This is a genomic window from Thauera sp. 2A1 (assembly GCF_009469595.2).
Lineage (GTDB): Bacteria > Pseudomonadota > Gammaproteobacteria > Burkholderiales > Rhodocyclaceae > Thauera.
This window is the reverse complement of record NZ_SSXV01000143.1, coordinates 144,290-167,963: the sequence shown is the minus strand read 5'-3', so window position 1 is coordinate 167,963 and position 23,674 is coordinate 144,290. Positions and strand designations below refer to the sequence as shown.

The 23,674-nt window shown below is 65.0% G+C and carries 26 protein-coding genes and 2 pseudogenes; 23 read left to right on the top strand and 5 right to left on the bottom strand.

All coding sequences use genetic code 11. The features are described from left to right. The first annotated feature begins 1 nt into the window (after position 1). The 3 genes from GH664_RS23815 (at position 2) to GH664_RS23805 (ending at position 3,193) form a co-directional block, all read left to right on the top strand. Entirely contained in the window at positions 2-1,060 is a 1,059-nt protein-coding gene (locus GH664_RS23815) for a ParB/RepB/Spo0J family partition protein (protein ID WP_153167943.1), read from the top strand. Between the two features lie 581 nt (positions 1,061-1,641). Next, on the top strand, positions 1,642-2,589 hold the full coding sequence (locus GH664_RS23810; RefSeq protein ID WP_096453061.1) for a hypothetical protein: 948 nt from the start codon (positions 1,642-1,644) through the stop codon (positions 2,587-2,589). Between the two features lie 454 nt (positions 2,590-3,043). After that, positions 3,044-3,193 (top strand): hypothetical protein, encoded by a 150-nt coding sequence (locus GH664_RS23805; protein ID WP_153167942.1) that lies wholly within the window; start codon positions 3,044-3,046, stop codon positions 3,191-3,193. Positions 3,194-3,487: 294 nt separating this feature from the next. Here GH664_RS23805 and GH664_RS23800 read toward each other — a convergent pair whose 3' ends face one another. The 3 genes from GH664_RS23800 to GH664_RS23790 all read right to left on the bottom strand — a co-directional run bounded on the left by GH664_RS23800 (position 3,488) and on the right by GH664_RS23790 (position 8,659). Next, positions 3,488-5,275: a phage integrase family protein gene (locus GH664_RS23800; RefSeq protein ID WP_153167941.1), complete on the bottom strand. Its 1,788-nt coding sequence runs from the start codon at positions 5,273-5,275 to the stop codon at positions 3,488-3,490. Between the two features lie 246 nt (positions 5,276-5,521). After that, positions 5,522-7,537, bottom strand: coding sequence for a hypothetical protein (locus tag GH664_RS23795; protein ID WP_153167940.1), 2,016 nt, complete (start codon positions 7,535-7,537; stop codon positions 5,522-5,524). Between the two features lie 15 nt (positions 7,538-7,552). Continuing rightward, positions 7,553-8,659, bottom strand: a complete 1,107-nt coding sequence (locus GH664_RS23790; protein ID WP_153167939.1) for a hypothetical protein — start codon at positions 8,657-8,659, stop codon at positions 7,553-7,555. 213 nt (positions 8,660-8,872) lie between these two features. Here GH664_RS23790 and GH664_RS23785 point away from each other — a divergent pair, with 213 nt between their 5' ends. The 3 genes from GH664_RS23785 (at position 8,873) to GH664_RS23775 (ending at position 10,447) form a co-directional block, all read left to right on the top strand. Continuing rightward, positions 8,873-9,145: a DUF1778 domain-containing protein gene (locus GH664_RS23785; protein WP_153167938.1), complete on the top strand. Its 273-nt coding sequence runs from the start codon at positions 8,873-8,875 to the stop codon at positions 9,143-9,145. Continuing rightward, positions 9,142-9,636, top strand: a complete 495-nt coding sequence (locus tag GH664_RS23780) for a GNAT family N-acetyltransferase (protein WP_153167937.1) — start codon at positions 9,142-9,144, stop codon at positions 9,634-9,636. The genes GH664_RS23785 and GH664_RS23780 overlap by 4 nt, the downstream gene beginning before the upstream one ends. Positions 9,637-9,898: 262 nt before the next feature. Further along, positions 9,899-10,447: a TIGR02281 family clan AA aspartic protease gene (locus GH664_RS23775; protein WP_153167936.1), complete on the top strand. Its 549-nt coding sequence runs from the start codon at positions 9,899-9,901 to the stop codon at positions 10,445-10,447. 328 nt (positions 10,448-10,775) lie between these two features. Here GH664_RS23775 and GH664_RS23770 read toward each other — a convergent pair whose 3' ends face one another. Next, positions 10,776-11,270, bottom strand: coding sequence for an H-NS family nucleoid-associated regulatory protein (locus GH664_RS23770; protein WP_153167935.1), 495 nt, complete (start codon positions 11,268-11,270; stop codon positions 10,776-10,778). 388 nt (positions 11,271-11,658) lie between these two features. Between GH664_RS23770 and GH664_RS23765 the strand changes: the two genes are divergently transcribed. From GH664_RS23765 to GH664_RS23750, 4 genes and pseudogenes are all read left to right on the top strand, one after another. Next, entirely contained in the window at positions 11,659-12,030 is a 372-nt protein-coding gene (locus tag GH664_RS23765; RefSeq protein WP_153167934.1) for a DNA-binding protein, read from the top strand. Continuing rightward, positions 12,027-12,119 (top strand): annotated as a pseudogene (locus GH664_RS23760) (RES domain-containing protein); the annotation flags it as partial. The gene GH664_RS23765 and the pseudogene GH664_RS23760, both read left to right, overlap by 4 nt. Positions 12,120-12,709: 590 nt before the next feature. After that, on the top strand, positions 12,710-13,690 hold the full coding sequence (locus tag GH664_RS23755) for a tetratricopeptide repeat protein (protein ID WP_228111456.1): 981 nt from the start codon (positions 12,710-12,712) through the stop codon (positions 13,688-13,690). Positions 13,691-13,709: 19 nt separating this feature from the next. Further along, a complete protein-coding gene (locus GH664_RS23750) occupies positions 13,710-14,240 on the top strand; it encodes a hypothetical protein (protein WP_153167933.1) in 531 nt (176 codons plus the stop codon). A 3-nt stretch (positions 14,241-14,243) separates the two neighbouring features. On the opposite strand, the gene GH664_RS23745 is transcribed toward GH664_RS23750, so the two are convergent. Beyond that, positions 14,244-14,576 (bottom strand): hypothetical protein, encoded by a 333-nt coding sequence (locus GH664_RS23745; RefSeq protein ID WP_153167932.1) that lies wholly within the window; start codon positions 14,574-14,576, stop codon positions 14,244-14,246. 88 nt (positions 14,577-14,664) lie between these two features. On the opposite strand from GH664_RS23745, the gene GH664_RS23740 reads away from it, so the two are divergent. The 13 genes and pseudogenes from GH664_RS23740 (at position 14,665) to GH664_RS23680 (ending at position 23,656) form a co-directional block, all read left to right on the top strand. Continuing rightward, on the top strand, positions 14,665-15,333 hold the full coding sequence (locus GH664_RS23740) for an SOS response-associated peptidase (RefSeq protein WP_153167931.1): 669 nt from the start codon (positions 14,665-14,667) through the stop codon (positions 15,331-15,333). A gap of 215 nt (positions 15,334-15,548) precedes the next feature. Beyond that, positions 15,549-16,442, top strand: a complete 894-nt coding sequence (locus GH664_RS23735) for a DNA-binding protein (RefSeq protein ID WP_153167930.1) — start codon at positions 15,549-15,551, stop codon at positions 16,440-16,442. Between the two features lie 289 nt (positions 16,443-16,731). Next, the gene (locus GH664_RS23730) at positions 16,732-16,920 is read left to right on the top strand and encodes a hypothetical protein (RefSeq protein ID WP_153167929.1); all 189 of its coding nucleotides are present in this window, start codon (positions 16,732-16,734) and stop codon (positions 16,918-16,920) included. Positions 16,921-16,972: 52 nt separating this feature from the next. Then, positions 16,973-17,551, top strand: coding sequence for a cyclin-dependent kinase inhibitor 3 family protein (locus tag GH664_RS23725; protein ID WP_153167928.1), 579 nt, complete (start codon positions 16,973-16,975; stop codon positions 17,549-17,551). An 824-nt stretch (positions 17,552-18,375) separates the two neighbouring features. Beyond that, positions 18,376-19,710: an RNA polymerase sigma factor gene (locus GH664_RS23720; RefSeq protein WP_256219466.1), complete on the top strand. Its 1,335-nt coding sequence runs from the start codon at positions 18,376-18,378 to the stop codon at positions 19,708-19,710. Between the two features lie 103 nt (positions 19,711-19,813). Next, positions 19,814-20,194 (top strand): YciI family protein, encoded by a 381-nt coding sequence (locus GH664_RS23715; RefSeq protein WP_153167926.1) that lies wholly within the window; start codon positions 19,814-19,816, stop codon positions 20,192-20,194. A gap of 53 nt (positions 20,195-20,247) precedes the next feature. Beyond that, positions 20,248-20,640 carry a YciI family protein gene (locus GH664_RS23710; RefSeq protein ID WP_153167925.1) on the top strand — a complete coding sequence of 131 codons (393 nt, stop codon included), beginning with the start codon at positions 20,248-20,250 and terminating at the stop codon, positions 20,638-20,640. Between the two features lie 85 nt (positions 20,641-20,725). Continuing rightward, positions 20,726-21,169 carry a nuclear transport factor 2 family protein gene (locus GH664_RS23705; RefSeq protein ID WP_153167924.1) on the top strand — a complete coding sequence of 148 codons (444 nt, stop codon included), beginning with the start codon at positions 20,726-20,728 and terminating at the stop codon, positions 21,167-21,169. A 25-nt stretch (positions 21,170-21,194) separates the two neighbouring features. Further along, complete coding sequence (locus GH664_RS23700; protein ID WP_153167923.1) at positions 21,195-21,614, top strand: nuclear transport factor 2 family protein; 420 nt, start codon at positions 21,195-21,197, stop codon at positions 21,612-21,614. A gap of 102 nt (positions 21,615-21,716) precedes the next feature. Continuing rightward, positions 21,717-22,172, top strand: coding sequence for a VOC family protein (locus tag GH664_RS23695; protein ID WP_153167922.1), 456 nt, complete (start codon positions 21,717-21,719; stop codon positions 22,170-22,172). Between the two features lie 73 nt (positions 22,173-22,245). Continuing rightward, entirely contained in the window at positions 22,246-22,680 is a 435-nt protein-coding gene (locus GH664_RS23690; protein ID WP_153167921.1) for a glyoxalase/bleomycin resistance/extradiol dioxygenase family protein, read from the top strand. Positions 22,681-22,724: 44 nt separating this feature from the next. After that, positions 22,725-23,202, top strand: a pseudogene (locus GH664_RS23685) (VOC family protein). 67 nt (positions 23,203-23,269) lie between these two features. Then, positions 23,270-23,656: a VOC family protein gene (locus tag GH664_RS23680; protein ID WP_153167920.1), complete on the top strand. Its 387-nt coding sequence runs from the start codon at positions 23,270-23,272 to the stop codon at positions 23,654-23,656. Positions 23,657-23,674 lie beyond the last annotated feature (18 nt).

The following is a 23,674-nucleotide window of genomic DNA, read 5'->3' as shown; positions in this document are numbered from 1 at the left end:
GATGGCCAAGCGTGCACCCTATAAGATATCGGGCTTGATCAAGTCAGGCGCCGTCGTTCCATCGACATCGCCTCATGCCGAGCCCGAAGAATTCGCTGTCATCTCTCATCAGCCCATCGTTCCCGAGGAGGCAATCGGGCAGATCGTGCCACCACTCAAGGTCACATCTGCGCTGCCACCCAAAGCCGTCCCGATTTCCACGAACGGATCAGGCCGGAACCTAATGATGATCGATGTACGACTCATCGATCCGAACCCCCTTGCTCCGCGTGAGGTTTACACCCCCGAAATGATCCGGGATCGCGCAGAGGCGCTCCGCACGCAAGGGCAGCACGACCCAATCCACGTCATCCCGAACCCGGATCAGGACGGCCGATTCATTATCGCGGACGGCTGGACACGCGTTCAATCGTGCCTGGAGCATAAGGTTCTCGAAGAACTTCTCGCAGAAGTTCACGACAACCTGACACTCGAAGAATCAGCCTGGTTCGGCTATCAACAGAACGAAGAGCGCGAGCAACACTGCGACCTTGATCGGGCACTGTTCTACGAGAAGCTCATTGCCGCTGGCGAGACGTCGGCCGATGTCGCGCGCAGAGCGGGCGTTTCTCGATCGCAGATGACATTTTATCGGGCGTTTTCGAAGCTGCCCCCCGATGTCGTCGAGATTATCAAAGGCGCACCAACACGTTTTGGCGCCAACGCCGCATACCAATTGAGCAAAGTTGCCGACAAGGTCGGCCTCCGACAGGCCGTCCGGCTTGCAGTGAAGTTTGCAGAAGAGAATCACACCCATGCCTGGCTTGTGAATCAGACCCAGGCTTTGCTTGAACCGAAGACGAGCAAGACACCGACGGCCTCAAAACAGGTTCGCTACAAGAACGGCTACTACAAGCGGCGCGGCGACGCGTTCGAAGTCAACATCAGCGTCGAGCCGTCGAAGCGCGTCAAGTTTGCGATGGCGCTCGAGGAGCTGCTGGCAACGGTCGCCGAAGAGTTCAATGAGGATGACACGTCGAAGGGTAGTGCTCCAGCCGAGAACGAGGAGGCGCGGGACTAGCATGATCAGGCTGTTTATACGTATAAACACCAGACAGCCGGCTTGCGGAGGTGCTCACTACTCACGCCCGCGCGGCGACGCGAACATCGCCGCGCATCGGAAAGCCCAAGAGATGTTTATACGTATAAACACGTCCGCCCAAGCCGGCGCCGGAGTTGTTTATACGTATAAACATCATGGAGGCCGCAAGCCATCCATGGTCTCCTCTCAGGAACTGCCCGATCCAAAACGAAAGCCTCCCCGATCCCATCGGGTATGGCGTGTTTATACGTATAAACACCGCCTGCCAGCCCACGACGCAACACACAGAAACCCCGCCCTCCGCGGGGTTTCGCACATCTGGGCGTCCGATTTCGAGCATCAGGTTTCAGCCCAGGAGATCACGATGACCTGACCCGATCAAAACCCTTCCTGCCAAAGAAAAACCCCGCTGAGCGCCAACTCAACGGGGTTTATCTGGAACTGGTGTTTCGGACCACTTTGGAAGCAACCGGCGCCAACCGGTCAAACCCTCCCGCAACGAGGCAATGCTACCAAAACGGCCTGAAACGTCAAGGAACCTTTACGCCTTGAGGTTTTGAATGTCTGCCATTGCCTACCCCTCGTCGATCGCGCGCGCCTGCGCCGCGATCGATGAAGCCGCCGTCTTCCGGGACCTCCCGGACGGCTACCTTCGCGTTGTCGTGCGCATCGTCAAAAAGATCCGGCTCGCGTGCCTGAAATCGCCCATTTATGCCGCACGCGCCACCCTTGCCCGAGAATCGGGCAAATCGGTCGAAACCGTCGGTCGCGTCGTGAAATGGCTGGAAGAGCGCGGTTTGATCGAACGCGAGCAAATCGCCCGAAAAGGCCTCAAAGGCTCCTCGTCGCCCATCACGCCGACCGAGCGCCTGCTCGAGGCGCTGACCCTCACCGGCGAAGCCGCTCCGGCGCCCGATGCGTCCTCAACCCCGGTTATCCACAGCCCCGCCGCGGCATCACCCGTCCCGGCTGACGCCTCTAAATCAACCCATCAAAAACAATCTAAAGAAAATCAACCGGCGAAGCCGGCGCCTTTTGTCAAAATCGAAGGCTGCGCGCTGCCCACGGAACTTGCCTGGCTCGTCGCCCGCAACGACATGAAACCCACCGGGGTGCTCGCGCTGATGAAGCTGGCCAGCAGCCGCAAGCAGCGGCTCTCGGACATCGTGCAGGCCTCGCGCAAGTACCTCGAGGGGCTCACCGATCGAGGGCTCTTCGCCTACCTCCGCAAACTGGTGCTGCAGGACAAGGACTACCGCGCCGTTGTGCAGCACGAGACGCAGGCGCACCAAGCCGGGCTCGACAAGGCACGCGTGGCCCGCAAGGCGGCGGAGCTCGAAGGCCGCGCTTACCGCACCCGAGACGGCCGGATCCAGGTCTTCGTGAGGGCAAACGGCTTTGTTGAGCAGATCGGGCCCGATCGTCGGGGCTTTAGGCCGATGGATGTCGCGTTCCTTGATGCCATCGACGAGGGACGGCTCGTTCCGATGGCCGTGGGTGTCCCGTGAATCGGGCGGGTCCGCGCAGGAACTTTCGGTGCCGCGGTCACGCCCTTGCGCGCGATGGTGTTGGTCATGACTGCACTGCCAGGGAGAACGAACCGCCCGCGGCCCGTAGCCGACAGCCTGGCCCGACTACTGCCCATCATCGGGCAGCGACTGGAAGCGGCCGACCAGACCGCACTGCACGAGACGCACGCGTTCGATGCGACGTCAGCAAAGCGGTGTTGACGCGCGTCGAGACCACGGTGAGGCGCATCCTCACACGCAGGATGAAGTGGCGTGCAACCGGGGACTCTCCGCGCATTTGGGCTGCGACGATGCGGGCACGTCGGCGAATGGCGGAGTCACCAGGCCTTTCGCCTTCGGCCACCACAGCGCTCGCATGGATGAGTGCGGGCCACCTCAATGGGATCACCTGGACCGCCGAAGCGGTCCGCCCACTTCACCAGCGAGGCCAGTCATGAAGCACATGGAAGGCGACGCGTTTGTGCGTCTGATCGCCTATCAGCACACCGTGGGAACAATGGAGTACATCGCCACCAGGATGCCGAAGATGGAGGCGGCTTCCGGTTTACGATCACGTCACCAGACAAGACGGCTCTCAAGCTGAGCGTCTATCTCGAAGCCAGCGTCCTCAACCCGATGATCGATGCGCTGCTCGATCTCAAGGACGCCCAGGAGCGGATGGCCTGGAGAAAGGCTGGCTCATCCTGAGACCGTACTGTCCTCGAAAGCAGGCCGCTTCGGCACTGCGCGACAACGCCGTCCCGCCACACAGACGCGCGAGGCATCGACCACCTCGTCGGCGACGCGTTGTCCTCGCGTTCGCCGGCAGTCTCGCGCAACGCCGAAACCTACCCGGTTGCGGCATGGAGATTGGATTCCTGCGTTGGGCGGGAATGTTTCATCTGAAGAACTTCCCCATCTCCTCGATGCTGCGCCGGCGCTCCGCCTGTACATAGATCGAGGTGGTCTGCAGGCTTGCGTGCCCCATGACGCGTTGCAGCACATCGAGCGGCAGCGCGTGTGCGGCGGCGAGGGTGCCGAAGGTGTGCCGAAAGGCGTGCGGGCCGGCGCGCTTCAATAGCGCGCGCTCCGAGTCGTCGAGCGTGAGCCGCGTATCTGCCGCGATCCGCGTCAGCCCCGTCTTCAGGCACCGGTAGAGCCCGTCGGGCGAAAAACCGGCGCCGGGCGCATCGAGCTTGTCGAGGTGCTTGTCGCGGGCGGCCGGGGTCGAGGGGATGATGAGCGGCGAGAGCAGTGCGCCGGCGTGATCGGCCGCCGCAAAATCCTCCTCGCGGTCGGCCCAGTGCGCGGCGAGCGCTTCAATCGCCCGCACGGGCAGGAATACGGTGCGCCACTTCCGGCGCTTGCCCAGCACCTCCAGCTCCCACAGCGCGCCGGCCTGACCCGGCAGGGGCTTCAGGTGGCGGCGCTGCGCGCGGGCCGCTTCCTCGCGCCGGATGCCGGCGTGCCCGATCAGCAGCAGCGCCGCGCGCACGAGCCGCGCCTGGCGCCGCGCGTCCTCGTCGGGGCCCATCTCGCACGCCTCATCGAGGAGCCCGCCCTCGCGTGCGCACCGGGTCCAAAGATCTTCGGGCAACGCCTTGTCCAGGCGCAATGCCACCGAGCGCTGCTCCACGAGCGGCGCGCCCACGGCCACCCATGGATTGCCGCCGAGGTAACGCACATCGATGAGCCAGGCGAAAAACGTCTTCAGCACGGTGATCGCGTAGCGCTGGGATTCGGGTGAGAGTGGCCCGCCGAAGGGCCGCCAGTAGACGGTATGGCGGCCCGCCTTCTTGCCGCACCAGGCGGGATCGGGTGCGGCGAGGAACGTCTTGTAGGCTTCGCAATCGTCGACCAGCACGCTCGAGAGCGGTTTGTGCCGGGCGTAGAGGCACCACAGCAGAAACCGCTCGAGCTCCTTCTGGTAGGCGCGCTGTGTTTTCGCCTGGCCGCGGTACTTCACCAGGAAGGCCTGCACCGCCTCCAGGTCGTTGTCGGCAGCGATGAGGCTCAGGGCTGCGGCCCGATTGACCCCATGGCGGCCGTCGAGCTCGTGCGCGAGGGCCATGCGCTCGAGCGGCACGAGGATCGGCTCGTCCGGGCGCAGTACGATGGGCGGCTGAGCCCGGGTAGGAGCCACGGGCACGGCCAGGGGGCCGAGCGTTTTTTCGTGGTGGCGCAGCCAGCGCTCGAGCGCCGCGGCCTTGCCCGCCCCCAGCCGCGGGACGGGCCGCCACCAGCCAGGGCCGCGCACCTCGATCAGGTTCTTGAGCTCGCTCACCGCGCGCACGCCCTCATGCGCCAGATGCCGGCTGATGCGCGGTTTCAGCCACGCGGTGAGGGCATCGGTGGACTGCGGTTCGCGCGAGGCGAACTCGGCCGCATCGAACAGATAGCGCATCGCCACCGCACTCCAGCGCGCCGAGCGCCGCGCTTCGCGCAGCCCTTCTGCAAGACGCGGATTGGTGAGACTCGCCCGTTCGATGAGGTGATCGCGCATCAGCGCGAGGCGCGCCTCGAGCGCACCTGGCGCGGTGCAGCCGAGCGCCTCGAGATCGTCCTCGGTGTAATAGAGCGCGGCGAGGCGCTCCACCGGCAGCTTGTTCAGCCACCCACGCAGCGCCGCGAAGTCCGCCCGCGTGTAGCGCGGCAGCGCCCGTTCGACTACCGTGTTCTGCGCCATACCGCCTCCCGGAAACCGCCTTTTCCCGGATATTAGGTGAAAAATCCTTGCCTGATAATAAGAGTTATCAGGTAAGAAACGAGCAGCCAGCCCGGCACAGGAGCGGCATCTCGGCCTAGAACTGCGGCCCCGAGGGTTGCGCAGGGCGGTCGCCGCCAACCGTGCTAGCGGGGTGTTGCTTTACGCAGATCCAAGCAGCGGTGAGGCATTTACGCCTGATACCTTCCCATTCAGATCAACAGCCTGCTAGGGGTCGGGGCACAGTCTCGCCAGCTCGTCCGCGAGGGGGCTGCAGTCGACCTTGCCCGGTAGCGCGAGCGTGAACGCGATGCCGTCCCAGTGAAGGTAGTCAGTACGCAATGGTTGGTCGCGCAGGTGCTTGCTGATAATCCAGTTGAGATCGGCGATGACCTCCTCGATATCGCTGCGCAGAGCCTCGTCGTTGGGCCAGTCGTCGACGATGTCCTGTAGTGCGCGGTCGTGCACGTTCACGGCGCAGATGCGTGCAGCGAGGATGCGCTTGAGTTCGCGTGCGAAGGCATCGTATTCGACCCGCTGCTGGCCCAGCCGCCACGCTGCCGACGTGATTGCAGCGAACACCGGCGGCGAGATGCTGTGCTCATTGCGTAGTGCGAGCACTGTGCGGCTGTCGATCAGAACCGTAATGCCTGATTCTTCAAGCCCGTCGATTCTTACGACCGGCTCGTCGATAGGCCGGTCGAACGCGTATCCATTTCCAACAATCGTGACCCGGTCGACCTGGAACGACTGGTTGGCCTTGCGCACGTCGCCGAGCACAACGGGGTGCAGAAAGTAATAGGGACTGTGTTTGTAGCGAACATTACCTTTTCGAATGTACCGTGAAGGTTCGCGAAAATGGATCAAACGCTTGCCCTTGCCGTCGGCGCCTTGCAAGGTGCCGAGTAGTCCGCGGTCGACAAGGTAGGTGATCGGCTCTGGAATATGATGACGGCTCACGATGCGGTCAGAGATTGCGACAATGTCGCCCTCGCTCAGCACGTTGGTGTCGAACTCACCAAAAGCCGATTTCCAGCGCCAATCCCAAGCGGGCAGGATTGCCCCTTCGTAGGCCTTTAGGCACTTTCCTGCGCAGCGCAGGGTCGCAGTACGCACGGCCTCGGGGGTGCGGTCCTTGACGTCGAGCTTCAGCACGTCCGCACCAAGTTGCATCAGGTCACGTGGCCGGCCCAGCGTGTGGCGATAGAAGAAATCGAATGCCGGCTCCGGCACGCCGTGATCAGTGAGGAATGGAATCGTGTTGAAGCCGAGAAAGCGCACGTAACGGTCGTCCCGAACGTCAGGCCGCGCACAGTTTTCATCTGGTGTCGCGTCGATGTTGGCCTCGAAGATCTCGCGCGCGAAGTCCTTCGTGCAAGTAAGCTCAACGCACAGCGCGCGCTCTTGTTGCCACATGGGGTGGGCTTGTCGTTTATCGAGCGCCTCAATCCGTAGCGAGGCATAGACTTGCAGCCGCTTGCATGAGCGCAAGACGCGGACCGCAGCGAGCAGGCCGATCTGCGCGGTGAGCGAGAACTCAGGCCCCAGGAACTCGAATTCGCTCGTATCGTCTCCTGCCTCTAACACGGTGGTGTCGAGACACGCGTTGCCATTCGTGGTAATCGTGGCCGACTGGAATGCTTCGTCGACGTTGTCGAGGAACACGATGACCGTCTTGCTCATGTTGCCAAGCGCGGGACGCAGCTGTGAAAACGCTACAGCCAGCGCCTCGGCACTGATCTGGGCCCTTACTAGCGCTTGTACGGCTTTATGTACGTAAAGCGGAGCCCTTTTGTCCAACGGACGCTTGCGAAGATCATCAGGCAGGTCAAGAACCTGCCAAATGTCACTCACTACGTGCCGCTCAATAACGTGGTAGACCACGACCGCTGCAATCGCCACCGTCCAGACGAGTTCCCACCAGTCCGACGAGTCGAGTATGTGGGCGCGTTCGCGCAGCGACCGATGTGAAAACGAGAAGGCCACGCGGCTCATAAGCTCGATTTTGTCGCCTCCACCTGGCAGAAAGACGTGGTTGGTTTTGTCCTGGATCGTCGATACAAGGTGCAGATATTTTTTCTGCAGCAGCAGCGACTTACCCATTCCCTTGGCACCGACCACGATGTTCTTGCCGGGATCTGTCTCGAACTCTTGCGCCTCAGAGCCGCGCACAAACACACCAGCGACCCCGGTCTCATTGTCACGAGCATCGATCACCCACGGGCGTAGAACAATGTGTGGCATGACTGCTCCCACAATTCAGGATGTTGATTTTTCGCCGGCGGCCTTGCTCGCATGCTCAATGAGGAAATAGTAGGCCGCCAGCACGCCCATCACCAGCGCCACGGAGATTGAAAACTCGTAGGTTAGGTCGGTGCGCAGCACGCGCTCAACGACGGCCGCGGCAATGATTGCGATGAATAACGCCACCTCGAATGCCTTGAACTCGAGCAGTTCACGCCGAAACTCATCGGCGCGTTCCTGGTAGGCCAGTGCCTTGATGTAGCGCGTCAGGCCCAGCACCAGAAGGTAGGGCAGCGGTGCCACTAGGATGATCTCGAGGGCGAGAAGGCTAGTCTGCATCGCCTTGTGCGGGTCGGCCGTGACCGCGTCCTCGCGCACCATCCAGTGGCCTGCGGGGGGTTGAGACTCGGCCGTATGAGATGGGGTGACGGTGTGGTTGTCGCTGACTGGATGCAGCACTGCCACCTGTAACGGGATCCCGATACCCTGCGCGACCGCGTTGTAGAGTTGCAGCATGCCGACGACGAGCATTGCCGTCATGAACAGCGCCGTCGTCAGCGTGAACACGACCGCGAGCGCCGAGAACCAGCGCTGGATCCCGTCCTGACGGCGTTCGGTGCGCAACTCGCTTGCCTTCTTGCCCACGCCGGCTGGCCGCCTCAGCAGTCGCTGCAACCCGGCGGGCCACCGGCGCCACCATGGATGGGTCGTCCGCTCGACCGCCCAGCGCAAGCTGTCGTTCAGCTCGGCGATTGCGCCACGCTTTTCGATGTTGTGCGCATTCAGAGCGTACAGATCATGTAGCGCTTCCTGAACGACAGCATGCGGAAAGACGCCCGCCACTACCTCCATGTGACGGAAGCGACTGCGCCAGTTGTCGGTAATCCAGTCACGCGCGAAGTCGCTTGCTGACGGGTCAGTGGGTTGCACGCCGCGGATCTTCTTGATCTGCGCCTCAAGCGCAACGTGGAGCATGTCCTGAAGCGACGACATGCTGTCGTGCTCCATGTCCGAGAACCCGGCGTTTACGAGGAGTTCGGCCAGCTCCTGCCGCTTGCGCGCGAGCTCGATCTCCTTGTCAATGCGTTCGATCTGAACGTCGAGGTCGTCAGCGGCGTACATGGGGGCGTCTCCTCCCAAAGACACCCCCGTATAAACCCAATTTCGGTCGGAGCGCAAGAAGAATGCCGGTTTTGGATCCGACCAGGCCGGCTCGGCTGCGCACGAAATTGGCACAGAGTTGGCGTCAGCCCAGGACATCCAATGTATTGACGGAAGATATACAATTGCGCAGAAATCGTGTATCTAACGTATATGCAAACAAGGAGCATCTCCATGCGTGATGCCGCCATCAACCTGCGGGCACTGCCCGAGCAGCGTGACCTGATCGATCACGCTGCCAGCCTGCTGGGTAAGAACCGCTCGGACTTCATGCTCGAAGCGGCCTGCGACCGTGCCCGGTCCGTGGTGCTGGATCAGGTTTTTTTTAGCCTGGATGCCGGCAAGTTCAAGCAGTTCACCGCGATGCTTGACGCTCCGCCTGGCCCCAACCCCGGACTTGAACGCCTGATGGCCGTCGAGGCACCCTGGAGTACTGGCGCCGCATGAGCTTGGCGCTGAACGCGCCGCGAACTCTCGAAGCCGCCAATCTTCTGGACGAATTCGCCTGCGGGGAGACCAGTCTCGATGAGTGGCTCAAGCGCCGGGCAATGGCAAACCAGTTGAGCGGCGTCAGCCGAACTTTCGTCGTCGCAGACAGCCAGGGCCGCGTATTCGGCTACTACGCGATGGCAGCGGGTGCGGTTTCGCACCAGATGGCCACGAGCAGCGTTCGACGAAACATGCCCGACCCGATCCCGGTGATGGTGCTGCCCCGACTCGCGGTTGATCGTCGCGCCCAAGGGATGAAGCTTGGGGCTGCCCTGCTTCAGGACGCAGTCAAACGGGCGGTGACCGTGTCACAGAGCGCGGGCGTACGAGCCTTGCTCGTTCACGCCTTGCACGAGCGCGCAAAGCAGTTCTACGAGTACTACGGCTTTCAGGAATCGCCACAGCACACGATGACGCTGATGCTGCGGTTGAACGGCGCAAAGGCTTGAAAGTCTGGACGCTGGCGTTGGGGTCAGCTCGCGAAGCGGAAAGAATCGTGCGCGTGTTGTGCCCGGCGCGGCACAACGCACCCATTCATCATCGAATGGCTGCTGTGGGTTGGCACCGTGATGGCTGTCCCTGTGTTGCCTCCGGACGGTCCAGATCCTGGTGAAATTCGGATTCCGGAACGAAACCGGCGCCGGCTGAGCCAAAGCACCTCGCGCCCCTGACCTGCGTGGCCCCGGCCGACGACGAGGAGATCCACCCCCGATGACCAGCCGACACGATGCCGACACCCGCCGCCTGGGCCGAACGATGGGCTTGCTGGCCACAGTGGCTTTTCTGGGGCTGGGCTGGGTCAGTTTCCACGGCGTGCTCGAGCGGCGCGATCACCCCAATCGGAACCTGGTGGTCGATCCCGGCGCCACGGAGCTGGTGCTCAGGCGCGATCGTGCCGGGCATTACCGCTTTCCGGGCCTGATCAATGGTCGGCCAGTGCGTTTCCTGCTCGACACCGGCGCCACGCACGTCGCGGTGCCCGCGCACCTCGTTGAAGCGCTGCAGTTGGTGCCCGGTGCCTGCGGCACAGCGATGACCGCAAACGGCCCAGTCGCCGTGCGCGAAACCTCAATCGGCGAACTTGCCTTTGGTCCGTTCCGGCTGACGGGCGTCCGCGGCCACCTGAACCCCGGCATGAAAGATGACGAAGTGCTGCTGGGGATGAGTGTCCTGAAGCATCTGGATTTCGCCCAGCGCGGCAACATCCTGGTGCTGCGCACTGCGCGGCCTGCCGCCGACACGCGGGGCGGGCGGACCTGAATGGGCCGCTGATCGCGCGAGAAGGCGTAAGGCCAGGCGCAGTGCCTGCCTGGTCGAACCCCTGATCCGCTGGCACGCCGACAGGCGCGCCCCGGCCACGCCAGCGTGCGCTACTGGCCGATCTCGCCTGTCTGCGCGATGACGGCAACTGCCAGACGCAGGCTGACTTCGACGGGGCCCTCGCAGGCTGACCCGAGGCTTACGCGGAAGCCGAATTCGAGGACGCGTGGCCCTTGGGCGCGATGGCGGAGGCCTGCATGGAAAGCCTTGGGCTCCCGGCGCTCGACAAGCACACTTGCGCGGTGGGCAAGCGAGCCGGGACGTTCCGTCAGGTGGCCTCGGCGGATGCGTCGGAGGACGCGGTGGCCGGAGCGGCGTCGATGTCCGAGGCCATGATGGCTGGCGCGATCTCTGCAGGCGCCGGCGCATGACGTCGGGACTTTTTCAGCGCGCCGGTGTGCTCGAGCGCCGACAAGGCGCCGCCGTTGGCGAGCCACGCTACCACCCAACCGGGCTTGCGGCCGCGGCCGGACCAGCCTTGCGCGGGATTGTCCGGGTTCCGGTACTTCAAGGGCAACGGCGCCTTCTGATTCGGCGTCGGGGCAGCTTCAGTGCGCCGGCGTGCGCCCCGGGCCTGGGCGGGCGCGTCGATGGTGGCTCTGCCGAGCAGGTCTTCGAGGGTGACGCCTTCCTGTTCGGCGAGCTTGCGCATCCGCTTGAGGAGGTCGGCCTTCGTAGCTGAAGCGCGCTTGTCGATTTCCTTCGAAATCCGCACGTGAAGCTGCCTGAGTTGCGGGAGGGTAAGTTCGTCGAAGTCTTTCATTCGGGCGGCCGGGGGTCGTGGTATGACGAAAGTGGAGCATGATGCCACGCAGGGTGACCCAGGGTCACGGGGGAAGACATGGGTGGCGCTTTGCGCGTCGGTCCCGCCCCCCACGGCTGCCGCGGGGTTTGCCTCCGATCGTGTCCCGGGAGTGGTGTAAGAGGCGTCAGCAGAAGCGCCCGGCGGGTCATCGTCTCCGGTTTGGCAGGCGCGCATGTCAGCCGGCGAGCGCAAGCAGGCGGACGTGGGAGGGTTACCCCTCACCGAGGATGAATCTGGGGTGATCCATCGGGCGAGGCCGACCCTCACCCTGGACGCGCCGGCCTTGAACTGTGCAATAAGTGTGCATATAGTGTGCGTATTATCTTGTTGCTTCAGGAGCACGACCATGACTGCGACGGTCTTCTCCGACGTACTGCATTCCGCACGCGAGCCTGGCACGTCGCGTCTTTCCGCCTCGGGCGTCGCCGACGTCCTTGGCCTGCAGCAGCAGGATCTGGCCGTACTGGCGGGGGTGCATCGCAACACCCTGCGTACCCACCCCCAATCGCCCCGGCTGCAAGCCGCACTACGCGACCTGATGCGGGTGCTGTCGGCCGCCACAGCGGTGCAACCCGACACCCAGCGCGCCATCTTCCTGATCAAGAACGAACCGATCCCTGCGTTCCGTCACAAGACCCTTCTGCAGTTGGTGCAGGAAGGACGGACTGAGGATGCGATCGACTACCTGGAGTCGATCGGCGCCGGGTTCGTCGGATGATCCTCCACGACCTGCCGCCCGGAACCACGCTGTTTCGCGTGCACACCCCGCAGTGGGCCAGCCGGCCCACCAGCGGCGCGGGTGCCGCGCAGCCGAATACCCGCCCGCGGGGGCCTCCCGGTGATTTCTCGGACAACGCCCAAAGGCTTGATGTCTTGTTGACCGGGAGCGCGAAGCCCCGCCGTCTCCTGCGCCTGGGTGGCGTCGAGGAACCGATGAGTCTGGCGTCCCTCAAGGATGCAAGGGAATCTGCTCAAGGACTGCTCGGTCCTTAAGCCCCTGAAAAATCAGCTCGCTGGCGCCCTCACCCCAGGACTTATCCACAGTTTTTGTGGATAACCTCTCCTCGAGTCGGGGCTCGGTTGCATGGCGATCACGACGAAGGCGTGTCCGTGGTTCGCAGCGGGCACGCGAAGGCGACACCACGGGCCTCGGGCCCGACCTCAGGACGGATGTCATCGGACATCTGGGATCCTGTTCAGCACCTCGAGGCGGCTTGATGCACGCGCGGGCGGCGTCAGGTGGGGGGATCGGCTGTGCGACAATCTGGCCTCCGTTTCAGCGATCGGAACCGCCCCGAATGACTACGCACCAAGCCCCGGAAATCTTCTAGATCCCGCTCGACGACCTCGATCCGGCAGGCCTGTCCCCGCGCGGCACGCCAGAATTCGAGCAGGCGGTGATCGGGCGCTATGCGCTCGACTACGCGGCGCGGGGCTGGCAGGCCGTCGTGACGGTCGACGATGCGTTCGTGCGCGTGGTCGCCGTGCCCGAGCGTGGGGTCGAGCCGAAGGCCTATGTGCTGGGGCTGCTGGAGCACGGCTTCCTCGCGGATGCGCTGCCGGTGCTCGAGGCGCTCGACGGGATGCTCGACGACGCCGAGATCGCCTACAACCACGGCTTGTGTCTGTCCGAGCTGGGCCAGGCGGGCGACGCGGTGGCGCCGCTGCAGCGGGCGGTGGCGCTCGACCCGGCGAATGCGAACGCGATGATCGCGCTCGGCGTGGCGTTCGAGCGTACCGGGCGCCCCGACGAGGCGGCCCGGGTGCTGACCGATGCGGTGAAGCTTGAGCCCGGGAACGCCTTCGCCAAGCGCAACCTGGCGGCGGTGCTGATGCGGTCCGGTCGGGCGGCTGAGGCGCTGCCGTACTTCCGTCAGGCGGCGAGTTTGGCGCCGGCGGATCCCGGGGCGCAGCTCGGGCTCGCGCAGTGCCTGGAGGCGCTCGGGCCGGAGTATCGGAAGGAGGCTTCCGAGCAGTACAAGGCGGTGGTGAAGCGCTTCCCCGATCACCAGGCGGGAGAGATGGCCGAGGAGGCGCTCACGCGCATCGGGCAGGACGAGCTGCGCTCGGCAGTCGACGGCGGCCTGCGCATGGACGCGGTGATGTACATGCAGGCTGCGCTCGATCGCTTCGCCAAGCTCGAGCAGGCGAAGGTCGGGCAGATCGTGATGGAGATCGCACTGCTCGGGCGCAACGGGCTCGAGATCAACAAGCCGGCGGTGCGCTACACGCTGCAGAACCTCGAAGGCGAGTTCTCGGGGCTTGCCCTGCTGGCATACATGCACGTGGGGTTCCGCATGTTCGACCCCAAGGGCGACGCTGGGACCGGGCTCGATCGCGAGTACGAGGCTGCGGTGAAGATGCAGCGCAAGCGCTGAGCCCGGCGAGGATCCCGACATGAGCCAGCTTCCCGAACGCTACCGGACGGCGATCGCGCCGCTGATCGACAAGGCGCGCGAGTTTCTCGAGAAGGGCGAGGAACTCGCAGCGATGGCCTTCGTCGGCAACTTCACCACCGGCGCCACGATCCCGACGCCGCTCTTCGGGCGCGCGCCGGCTGACAAGGATGTCGCGGCGCACGCGGTGAAGATGCTCGCCGAGCAGCTCGACGCCGACTTCGTCTTCGTGCTGATGGAGGCCTACAGCCTGCGGGCGGACAAGGTCGCCCGCTACGAGGAGATCCTCGACGAGTACGGGTCGCTCGCCGACTGCCCGGCGAGCTGGCGGATCGAGGTGGTGAGCCTGGCGCTCGAGACGCGCCACGGCGTGTGGGTCGCCCAGGTGCCGATCAAGCCGAAAGGCATCAGCAAGAAGAAGCGCACGATCGGGGTGCCGGAGTTCCGGCATTACACCGAGGTGCAGGGGCGGTTCACGGATCTGCTGCCGGTGAAGGAAGGCGAGGGCGGGCCTTCCGGGACGCTGCACTAGGTTTCATTCCCGGTCGCGGATCGGCACGGCCCACCATTCCTGCGCGTGCTGCGCGATGGCCTTGAGGTTGCGGCTGTCGATCTGGAAGCCGCGCAGCAGCAGCCCGCGCGGGGTGATGCGCAGCACCTGGACGTCGAAGAGTGGCGGCAGCAGTGGGCGCTTGGCCGCCGAGCCCCACTGTTCCCAGAGCTGCGCGGCGCGCAGCGGGCGCTTCTCCGCGGTGCCGATCGGGATGTCGCCTATGCTGAGGGTGCCGGTGATGCCGGGGTCGGCCAGGCACGTGTCGCGCGGGCGGCGTACTCCTTCGGCCATCAGTTGGACGACTCTGACGTACATGGAAAGACTGTAAAAAAATACAGTCTATTTTCGCTCATTGTGTCGGGTTTGGGGCGCTGCTCGAGCCCGTCGGCAGGAGGCTTCAGCAATGTGCGGTCGTTACGCGCTCTATGGTCCGGTCTCGCGCCTGCGCGAACGCTTCGAGGCCGATCCCGAAGACTTCGAGTTCGAGCCGCGTTACAACGCGGCTCCGATGCAGTGGCTGCCGGTGGTGCGCCAGCGCCCGAGCGGCGAGCGGGTGATCCATTTGTTGCGCTGGGGGCTGGTGCCGTCGTGGGCGAAGGATGAGGCGATCGCGACCAAGCTGATCAACGCGCGCGGCGAGTCGGTTGCCGAGAAGCCGTCCTTTCGGGCGGCGTTTCGCCGCCGCCGCTGCATCGTGCCGGCCAACGGCTTCTACGAGTGGCAGCAGATCGCCGGCGAAAAGCAGCCGTTCTACATCCACCCGGTCGAGGGCGAGTTCTTCGGGCTGGCAGGGCTGTGGGAGCGCTGGACGCGCCCGGCCGACGGCGAGGAGCTCGACACGTTCACGATCGTCACCACCGAGGCCAATGCGGCGATGCGGCCGCTGCACGATCGGATGCCGGTGATCCTGGCGCCGGGGGATTACGCGGCGTGGTTGAGCGGGGCCACGCCGGCCGACCAGGTGCAGGGGCTAATGAGGCCGTGTCCGGAGGCAGGGCTCGCGGCGTATCCGGTTTCGCGGGCGGTGGGGAGCGTGCGGAACGACTCGCCGACGCTGATCCAGGCGATCTGAGCGGTTTTCCGGGCCTCGCCTACCCATCTCTCCCCGCTTCGAACGTCAGTTTGCGGCACGGCGTCCGATTTCTCGGGCGAAACCCCCCTCTTTTCTGCTGATTCTCGCCGCGGCGCGGCGCTGGATCGCCGCCGGTCGAGAGCTCTATTTAAGCAGTTTGTTTGTTTATTACTTTGTTTCTTTTATAATCGAGCCCCTGTTGAGGAGGCCCCGTCATGCGTCCAGCCGAATACACCGCCGAAGAGATCGTCGCCGCCGGCGAGGCCATCCAGGCTGCCGGCCGCAATGTCACCGGTTTCGCTCTCCGTCAGAGGGTCGGTGGCGGCAACCCGTCGCGCCTGCGCCAGGTGTGGGAAGAGCATCTGGCGAGCAAGCAGGTCGCACAGGCGGAGCCCGTCGCCGAGCTGCCGGTCGAAGTCGCCGAGACCGTCGCTCAGGTCACCAGGGCGCTGACCGAGCGGATCGCCGCGCTGGCAGTCGAGCTCAATGACAAGGCTGTGAAGGCGGCCGAGCGCCGGGTGGCGGAGATCGTTCGTGCCGCCGGCGAACAGCGCGAACAGGCCGAGCGCGAACTCGCCGACGCGGCGCAAACGGTCGACGACCTCGAGGACCGGCTCGAAACCTGCAGAGCCGAGCGCGAGGCGCTGCAGCAGCGCCTTGACCAGGTGTCGGCTGAGTCCCAGCGGCACAAGGTCGAACTCGCTCAGTTGCGCGAGCGTCTGACGGCGGCGGAGAGGGCGGCGCAGGCCGAGGCGGAACAGCACGCCGAGGCGTTGAAGGCGGCCGGCGCCCAACTCGACGAGGTTCGCCAGGAACTCAAGCGGGCGACGGTGACTGCGGAGGGTCTGCGCGCCGAACTGGTGACGGTGAAGGCGACGGCCGAGGCCGCGGAGAAATCACACCAGGAGCACCGAAAGGACGCGGCCCGGGAAGCGCAGCGCTGCGCGGACAAGGTGGTCGCGGTGGAGAAGGCGCGCGACGAGCAGGCGAAAGACGCTGCGGCCGCCCGGGAGCACACCGCCCGGCTCGCCGGTCAGCTCGAGGCGCTGCAGGCGCAGAACGCGGCGCTGCTCGAGGCGATGGGCGCCCGGGGCGCGGGCGGTGCGTGATCCGGGGCGATTCCGGCCGCGGGGCTTCAGGGATGTCAGGTGATGATCGATTCCGCTGCGGCGCGGCGGTGCAGAGGGCGTTGCCGCGGCAAGCCGCGTCTGGGCTGCGCTCGAGAGACCCGGTCATCCTGGCGGCCCGATCGGCGGGTGGTGGTAGGCAACGGGCCCTGCAAGCGCCGCACTGGCATGGCATGCTTTCTCACCACAACCTTCCCGAAAACGCGCGCGGGCGAGCCGTTCGACGCAGGCATCGTGTAGTGGAAGACGCAACGTTTCACTGGTCGACACCATGGGCTACTACGTCATCGGCGACATCCGCGGGCAGGCGGACAAGCTCGACGCCCTGCTGGCCAGGGTCGGCTATCGGCACACCGTCGCCGGCTGGCACCATCCAGGGCGCATCGCGGTTTTCGCGGGCGCACGCGGCGTGCGTCGATTGGTCGGCCGGCAACGGGGCCCGCTGGTCGCGTACCGCTGAGACGGCGAGTCCGTGCTGACCGACAGGCATTTGGTGAGCGTATGGTGAGCGCATGAAGGAAAAGGCCGCCCCCGTGCGGACGAGCCGCAGCGATCCGCTTCACATTGACGAGGTGATTGCCGGCGAGCAAGGCGGCCGCATCGGGATCACGTTTTGCCCGGGCAAGACCGGCCCCAGCCTGTACGACTTCCGCTGGGAGCGGGATCTCGCGGTCGACCTGGGTGTGATCGTCGGGTGGGGCGCGCGCGCGGTGGTGACTCTTCTCGAGGAGCATGAACTTGCGCTGCTTGGTGTGCCCGAGCTCGGTGCCCAGGTCCGTTCTCGCGGCCTCGATTGGCACCACCTGCCGATCCCGGACGTTCAGCCGCCCGGTGCGCAATTCGAGGCGGGCTGGCAGACGAGCGGCCCGGTGCTGTGCAATGCGTTGCTCGCCGGGCACCGGGTGCTGGTGCACTGCCGGGGCGGACTCGGGCGTGCGGGGACGGTCGCGGCCCGTCTCCTGGTCGAACTGGGAATGCCAGCGGTCGAAGCGATCGGGCGCGTCCGGTCGGCGCGACCCGGGGCGATCGAGACTGCTGAACAGGAACAATATGTCCTGAACCTGCCGCGCCGACGCGGCGCTGGGTCGTGACAAGGTGACGCCGATGGATTGGTTCGAACGCCTGATGGGGTTTCGCGAGGACGTCTATGTGTAGCGGCTTGCAATCGTAGCGGCCCCGGCTCGCAATCCAGGCCCGTTTCCGGCTCAGATTATCTGCAACTGACCAGACCGCCGGGCTCACATTCCTTGCAACCCGGCTTGCAATCCATTCGGCGGGCTCGCAATCCAGCGCCGCCGGCTCACGCTTTCTGCAATTGAACAAACGTGTCCCTTCTGAGCATCAACGCTGGATAGATTCAGCATTCGTGGCACCAGCCGCCATTTCAATCTCTTGCCAGCGTTCGTCCCAGAGCGGATGGCTGCCCCGACTGCAACCCAGCCGAGAACGGCAGGTGACGGCAACGAAGCTCAGGGCGATGAGCTGATCACAACCCGCCGTTCTGTCCGCAGGCAGGCGGATCGAATGGCGACTTCACGTAGACTGTTGCCATTCGGGTTGTTCGGCGCCGTTGTGTCTGGAGGAGAGTGCGACGAAGGGACGCAAGGCCGCGCTGTTGCCGAGGCCTCCCCAGGACATCAATCAGACAAGGAGGTGCATCTTTGTTCGATCTGGCGGCACATCCCCACCTGGGTCGTCTCAGAAAACGGAAAGAATCGTACGCTAAGCTGCATTCAGCGGCCGTTGCGGCATGAACTTACCTGCGCCGATCTCGGCGCTGCTGCGCAGGGCGTGGAAACCCGCTCCAGTTAGACGGTGTTCCACAACACAAGGGCCACCGCCAACAGGTTGAGAAGGAACAACCGTTTGCAGGCGCACCGGACACGCCGACTGTCTGGCGCACGGTCGTCTCTGAATGCCGAGACGCTCACGGGAGACGCGAATGGGCGAGCGCAACGTTTCATCGGACCAATCTCACCAGCTCGTTCCGGACGCACCTGCTGGAGCGACCACGGACGTGCGTGAGCGGCTGGAGTTGCTCTACCGTACCGACTCGCGCCGGATGTTCGCGACGCTGGTTCGGCTGCTCGGCGACTTCGACGTCGCCGAAGAAGCGCTGCACGATGCCTTTCGCGCCGCGCTCGAGCACTGGCCGAGCGAGGGCGTGCCGGACAACCCGCGCGCCTGGCTGGTGTCCACCGGCCGCTTCAAGGCGATCGACGGCCTGCGGCGGCGGGCACGGTTCGATTTCGTCGACGACCTCGATGACCGGCTCGACCCGGCGAGCGTAGACGCGGCCGAAGGGGCGATCGACGAGGACAGCGTCGAGGACGATCGCCTGCGGCTGATCTTCACGTGCTGCCACCCCGTGCTGTCGCCGGAGGCGCAGGTGGCGCTGACGCTGCGCGAGGTGTGCGCCCTCACCACCGAGGAGATCGCGCGCGCCTTCCTCGTCGCCCCGCCCGCGCTCGCGCAACGCATCGTGCGCGCCAAGGGCAAGATCCGCGACGCGCGCGTCCCCAATGAAGTGCCGTCTCAGGCCGAGCTTCCGGGCCGCCTCGACAGTGTCCTGCGGGTGATCTATCTGGTGTTCAACGAAGGCTACTCGGCATCGGCTGGTGAGTCGCTGACACGCGCAGAGCTGTCGGGCGAGGCGATCCGGCTTGGCCGGTTGCTCGCCCAACTGCTCCCCGAGCCGGAGTCGATCGGGTTGCTCGCGCTGATGTTGTTGCAGGAGTCGCGCCGCGAAACACGCACGACCGCAGAAGGCGATCTGGTGCTGCTCGACGAACAGGACCGCTCGCGTTGGAACCGGACGCTGATCGCCGAAGGCACTGCGCTGGTCGAGCACGCACTGGTTGCGGGCCGCGCCGGCCCCTATGCGTTGCAGGCGGCCATCGCCGCGGTGCATGCCGAGGCGCCCACTGCCGCCGCGACCGACTGGGCCCAGATCGTCGGTCTCTACGACGTGTTGCTGCGTCTCGACCCGTCGCCAGTGGTGGAACTGAACCGTGCCGTTGCGGTGGCGATGCGCGACGGGCCCGGGGCCGGGCTGGCCGCGGTCGACGCGATCCTATCGCGCGGCGAACTCCCCGACTACCACTTCGCGCATGCCGCCCGCGCCGATTTGTGCCGGCGCCTGGGCCGAACCGAGGAGGCGCGGGCGGCCTACCGGCGCGCGCTCGAGCTGGTCCGCCAGGCGCCCGAACGGCGCTTTCTCGAGCGGCGGCTCGCGGAACTGCCGGCGTGAGGTCGCCAGCGTGATATCGCCGACCCCATGTCGATCTCGCCGCGCGCCGTTCGACTAGGGGTACGGAAGCCGCAATGAAGACGACCCTCGATGGAGCAAAGCAATGAAATACCTGTGCCTCGTCTATCTCGATGAACAACGCCTCGACGAATTGCCCGATGAGGATTGCGTCGTCTACGACACGGCGATCCGGTCAAGCGGTCACTGTCTCGCCTCGGAAGCGCTGCAATCGGTCCATACCGCCACCACCGTGCGCGTGCGCAGCGGCAAGGTGTCGGTGACCGATGGCCCCTTCGCCGAGACCAAGGAGCAGCTTGCCGGGTTCTACATGATTGAGGCAAAGAACATCGACGAGGCGATCCATATCGCGGCAGGGAGCCCGCCTGCGCGTGTCGGCAGCATCGAAGTGCGGCCGATCCGGCCGATCCGCGAGATCGTCGCCAGCGGCGACGCGCTGCGGAACGCGAACCCTGAAGACTGTTGAGCGTCGCGGGGCCGATATCGGCCCTCATCTACGACTTAAAAGGAGAACTGGTCATGAAATACCTCTGCCTGATCTGTGCCGAGAAGGTGATGGAGCAGATGCCCCGCGCCGATGCGGACAAGCACTTCGAGGAGTACCGCGAGTTCACCGACGCGATCCGGCAAAGCGGGCATTACCTCGGCTGCAACCGCCTGCTGCCGCCCGATGCGGCCACCACCGTCCGGGTGCGCAACGGCCGGGTTTCGGTCACCGACGGGCCCTGGATCGAGACCAAGGACCAGCTCGGCGGCTACTACCTCATCGAGGCCCGCGATCTGAACGAGGCGATCCAGGTGGCGTCCCGCATCCCCGGAGCGAAGTTCGGCTGCGTCGAGGTGCGGCCGGTCGCCGAGGATCTGCAGACGCTGCAGGCGCTGGGTTTCGTTGTGCCGGACGCCGCCCGCTGAACCGGCGAACCGATGTCGATCTGGCCGCCTGCCAATCGACTAGCACGTACACACAACCGTTTCACCCACACCAAGGAGCCCCATCATGGACACCCCATCCACCCTCGCACGCACTGAAACCGAGCTTCGCAGCCAACTGGAAGACTGGGCGCACGCGGTTCGCGCCAGGGACATCGACCGCATCGTTGCCCACTACGCGCCGGACATTGTCGCCTTCGATGCCATCGCGCAACTGCAGTTCAAGGGCGCCGACGCCTATCGCAAGCACTGGGAAACCTGCATGACGATGTGCTCCGGTCCGATGATCTTCGAACTCCACGAGCTGCAGGTCAGCGCGGGCGACGAACTGGCCTTCGTCCACGGCCTCAACCGTTGCGGCGGCACCGGACCGGACGGCAAGGAGATGTCCGGCTGGATGCGGATGACCGCCTGCTTCCGCAAGCAGCACGGCAAGTGGCGGGTCGTGCACGAACATTTCTCCGCCCCGTTCGACCCGCAGAGCGACAAGGCGCTGTGGCTGGAACCCTGACGCCGTCCAGCCCGAGGAGAACACCATGACCGGCATCACCTCGACGATCCCACCCGAAGCGCAGGTCCGCGACCTGATTCGCGCCTGGGAGGGTGCGATCCAGTCCGGCGACATGGCCGGCATTCTCGATCGTCACACGGATGACGTGCTGATGTTCGATGTGCCCGAGCCGATGCAGTCTCTCGGCCTGAGCGCTTACCGCCAGACGTGGGAGCTCTTTTTTCGCTACAACCCGCCGGGTCCGACTGCGTTCGTCATTGACGACTTGCGCATCGCTGCTGGCGACGACGTAGCCTTTGCTTCGGGGTTGCTGCGTATCGGCGGCTCGACAGCGCCGGTATGCCGCCTGACGCTGGGGCTGCAACGACGTCATGGGCGCTGGTCTATCGTTCACGAACATCACTCGGCACCGCATCCGCTCGAGCCACAGTCGTCCCCGCAATGACAGCGCTGGTGCTGTCCATCGTTCTTGTCCCGATCCAAGGAGTCCTGCCGTGAGTGCCGCCCCGTGCAAACTTTCTCATGCAGCAAGGAAGGGTCCCAGACCATGAGCGCGCCGCGCCCGACGCTGTCGTCTGCCCTCTGTTACCGCGATCCGAAGGCGGCCTTGAAATGGCTCGAAGCCGCGTTCGGGTTCGAGACCGTCATGGTGATCATGGACGCCGAGGGCAATCTCGAGCATTCGGAGATGCGCTTCGGCGACGGCATCATCATGGTCGGCACCGAGTGGACGGCCGACCAAAGAAGCCCGGCGTCGATCGCCGGCAAGAACACGCAGACCACTCACGTTCACTTGACCGAGGATATCGACACGCACTGCGCGCGAGCGAAGGCGGCCGGCGCCGTCATCCTGCAGGCCCCCCAGACCCAGTTCTACGGCGATCGGACCTATCGCGCGCTCGATCCCGAAGGGCACATCTGGACCTTCGCGCAGACGGTGAAGGCGGTGACGCGCGAAGAGGCCGAGAAGGCCTCCGGTCTCAAGATCGAAGGCTGGGTGTGAGCCGTCGATCTGGCCACCCGCCGATCGACCAGCAGGTACACGCAACCGTTTCACTCACCTGGAGAAGAGCACCATGAGCGATGCACCGCACCCCACCGACCCCGCCGTGATGAACGGCGTGATTCCCTACATGACCATGGCTGGCCGTACGGCCGAAGCCTGTGATTTCTACGCCCGTGCCTTCGGTGCGAAGGAACTGGGCCGCATGCCCTTCCCCGACGGCCAACCGGGACTGATCCACGCGCAGGTCGAGATCAATCGCGGCGCGCTGATGATGACCGATCACGCGGGATGCGCAGACGGTAGCAATCAGGCGGCGCAGCGCGGCGGTTTCGGCCACCTGCAACTCGTGGTGGCCGACGGCCACGCCTGGTGGGATCGGGCGGTCGCCGCCGGCTGCAAGGTTCTCGCTCCTTACGAGCGCCAGTTCTGGGGTGACGACTGGGGGCTGCTGGAAGACCCGTTCGGCCTCAAGTGGGCCATCCTGCAACCCGCGGCGCAGGCTTGACCGGCTTGTCCCACACTTACGGATCCGAGACGCGAGGAGAGACCATGCACAAGAACACGATCTGCCTCTGGTTCGACAAGGACGCCGAGGAGGCCGCCCGCTTCTACGCTGCGACCTTCCCCGACAGCCGGGTCACCGCCGTCCATCGCGCGCCCGCCGATCACCCGTCCGGCAAGGCCGGCGACGTGCTGACCGTGCAGTTCACGGTCGCAGGCATCCCTTGCCTCGGCCTCAACGGTGGCCCGGCGTACCCGCACACCGCGGCCTTCTCGTTCCAGATCGCGACCGACGACCAGGCAGAGACCGACCGCTACTGGAACGCCATCGTCGATAACGGCGGTGCCGAGAACGCCTGCGGCTGGTGCCAGGACCGCTGGGGCGTTTCCTGGCAGATCATCCCGCGCGTGCTCACCGAGGCGATGGCCGCGGGGGGGCGAGGAGGCCAGGCGTGCCTTCGTAGCCATGATGACGATGTGCAAGATCGACGTCGCCGCCATCGAGGCAGCCTTGGCGGGGCGCTGAGCACACTGCCCTTGACCCACCCTGTTCCAGTCGGAACCCACATGCCTCAACCCCCGAGGAGCATCCCATGAAACCCAATCCCGTCGTCTGGTTTGAGATCTACGTGCAGGACATGTCGCGCGCGCGCAAGTTCTACGAAACGGTGTTCCAGTGCCAGCTCGCTGAGCTGAAGTCGCCCGAGGGCGAAGCCCAGGACATGCAGATGCTGTCCTTTCCGATGGACATGTCAGGCCCGGGCGCCGGCGGCATGTTGGCCAAGATGGACGGGGTGACCTCTGGCGGCGGTGGCACGCTGGTGTACTTTGGCTGCGAGGATTGCGCTGTTGAACAAGCGCGTGTCGAAATAGCCGGAGGCAAGGTGTTCAAGCCCAAGTTCTCGATCGGCGAGTACGGCTACTGCGCGCTGGTGACGGACACCGAGGGCAACTGCATCGGCCTGCATTCGATGGCCTGAATCCGTCGACCAGACGCC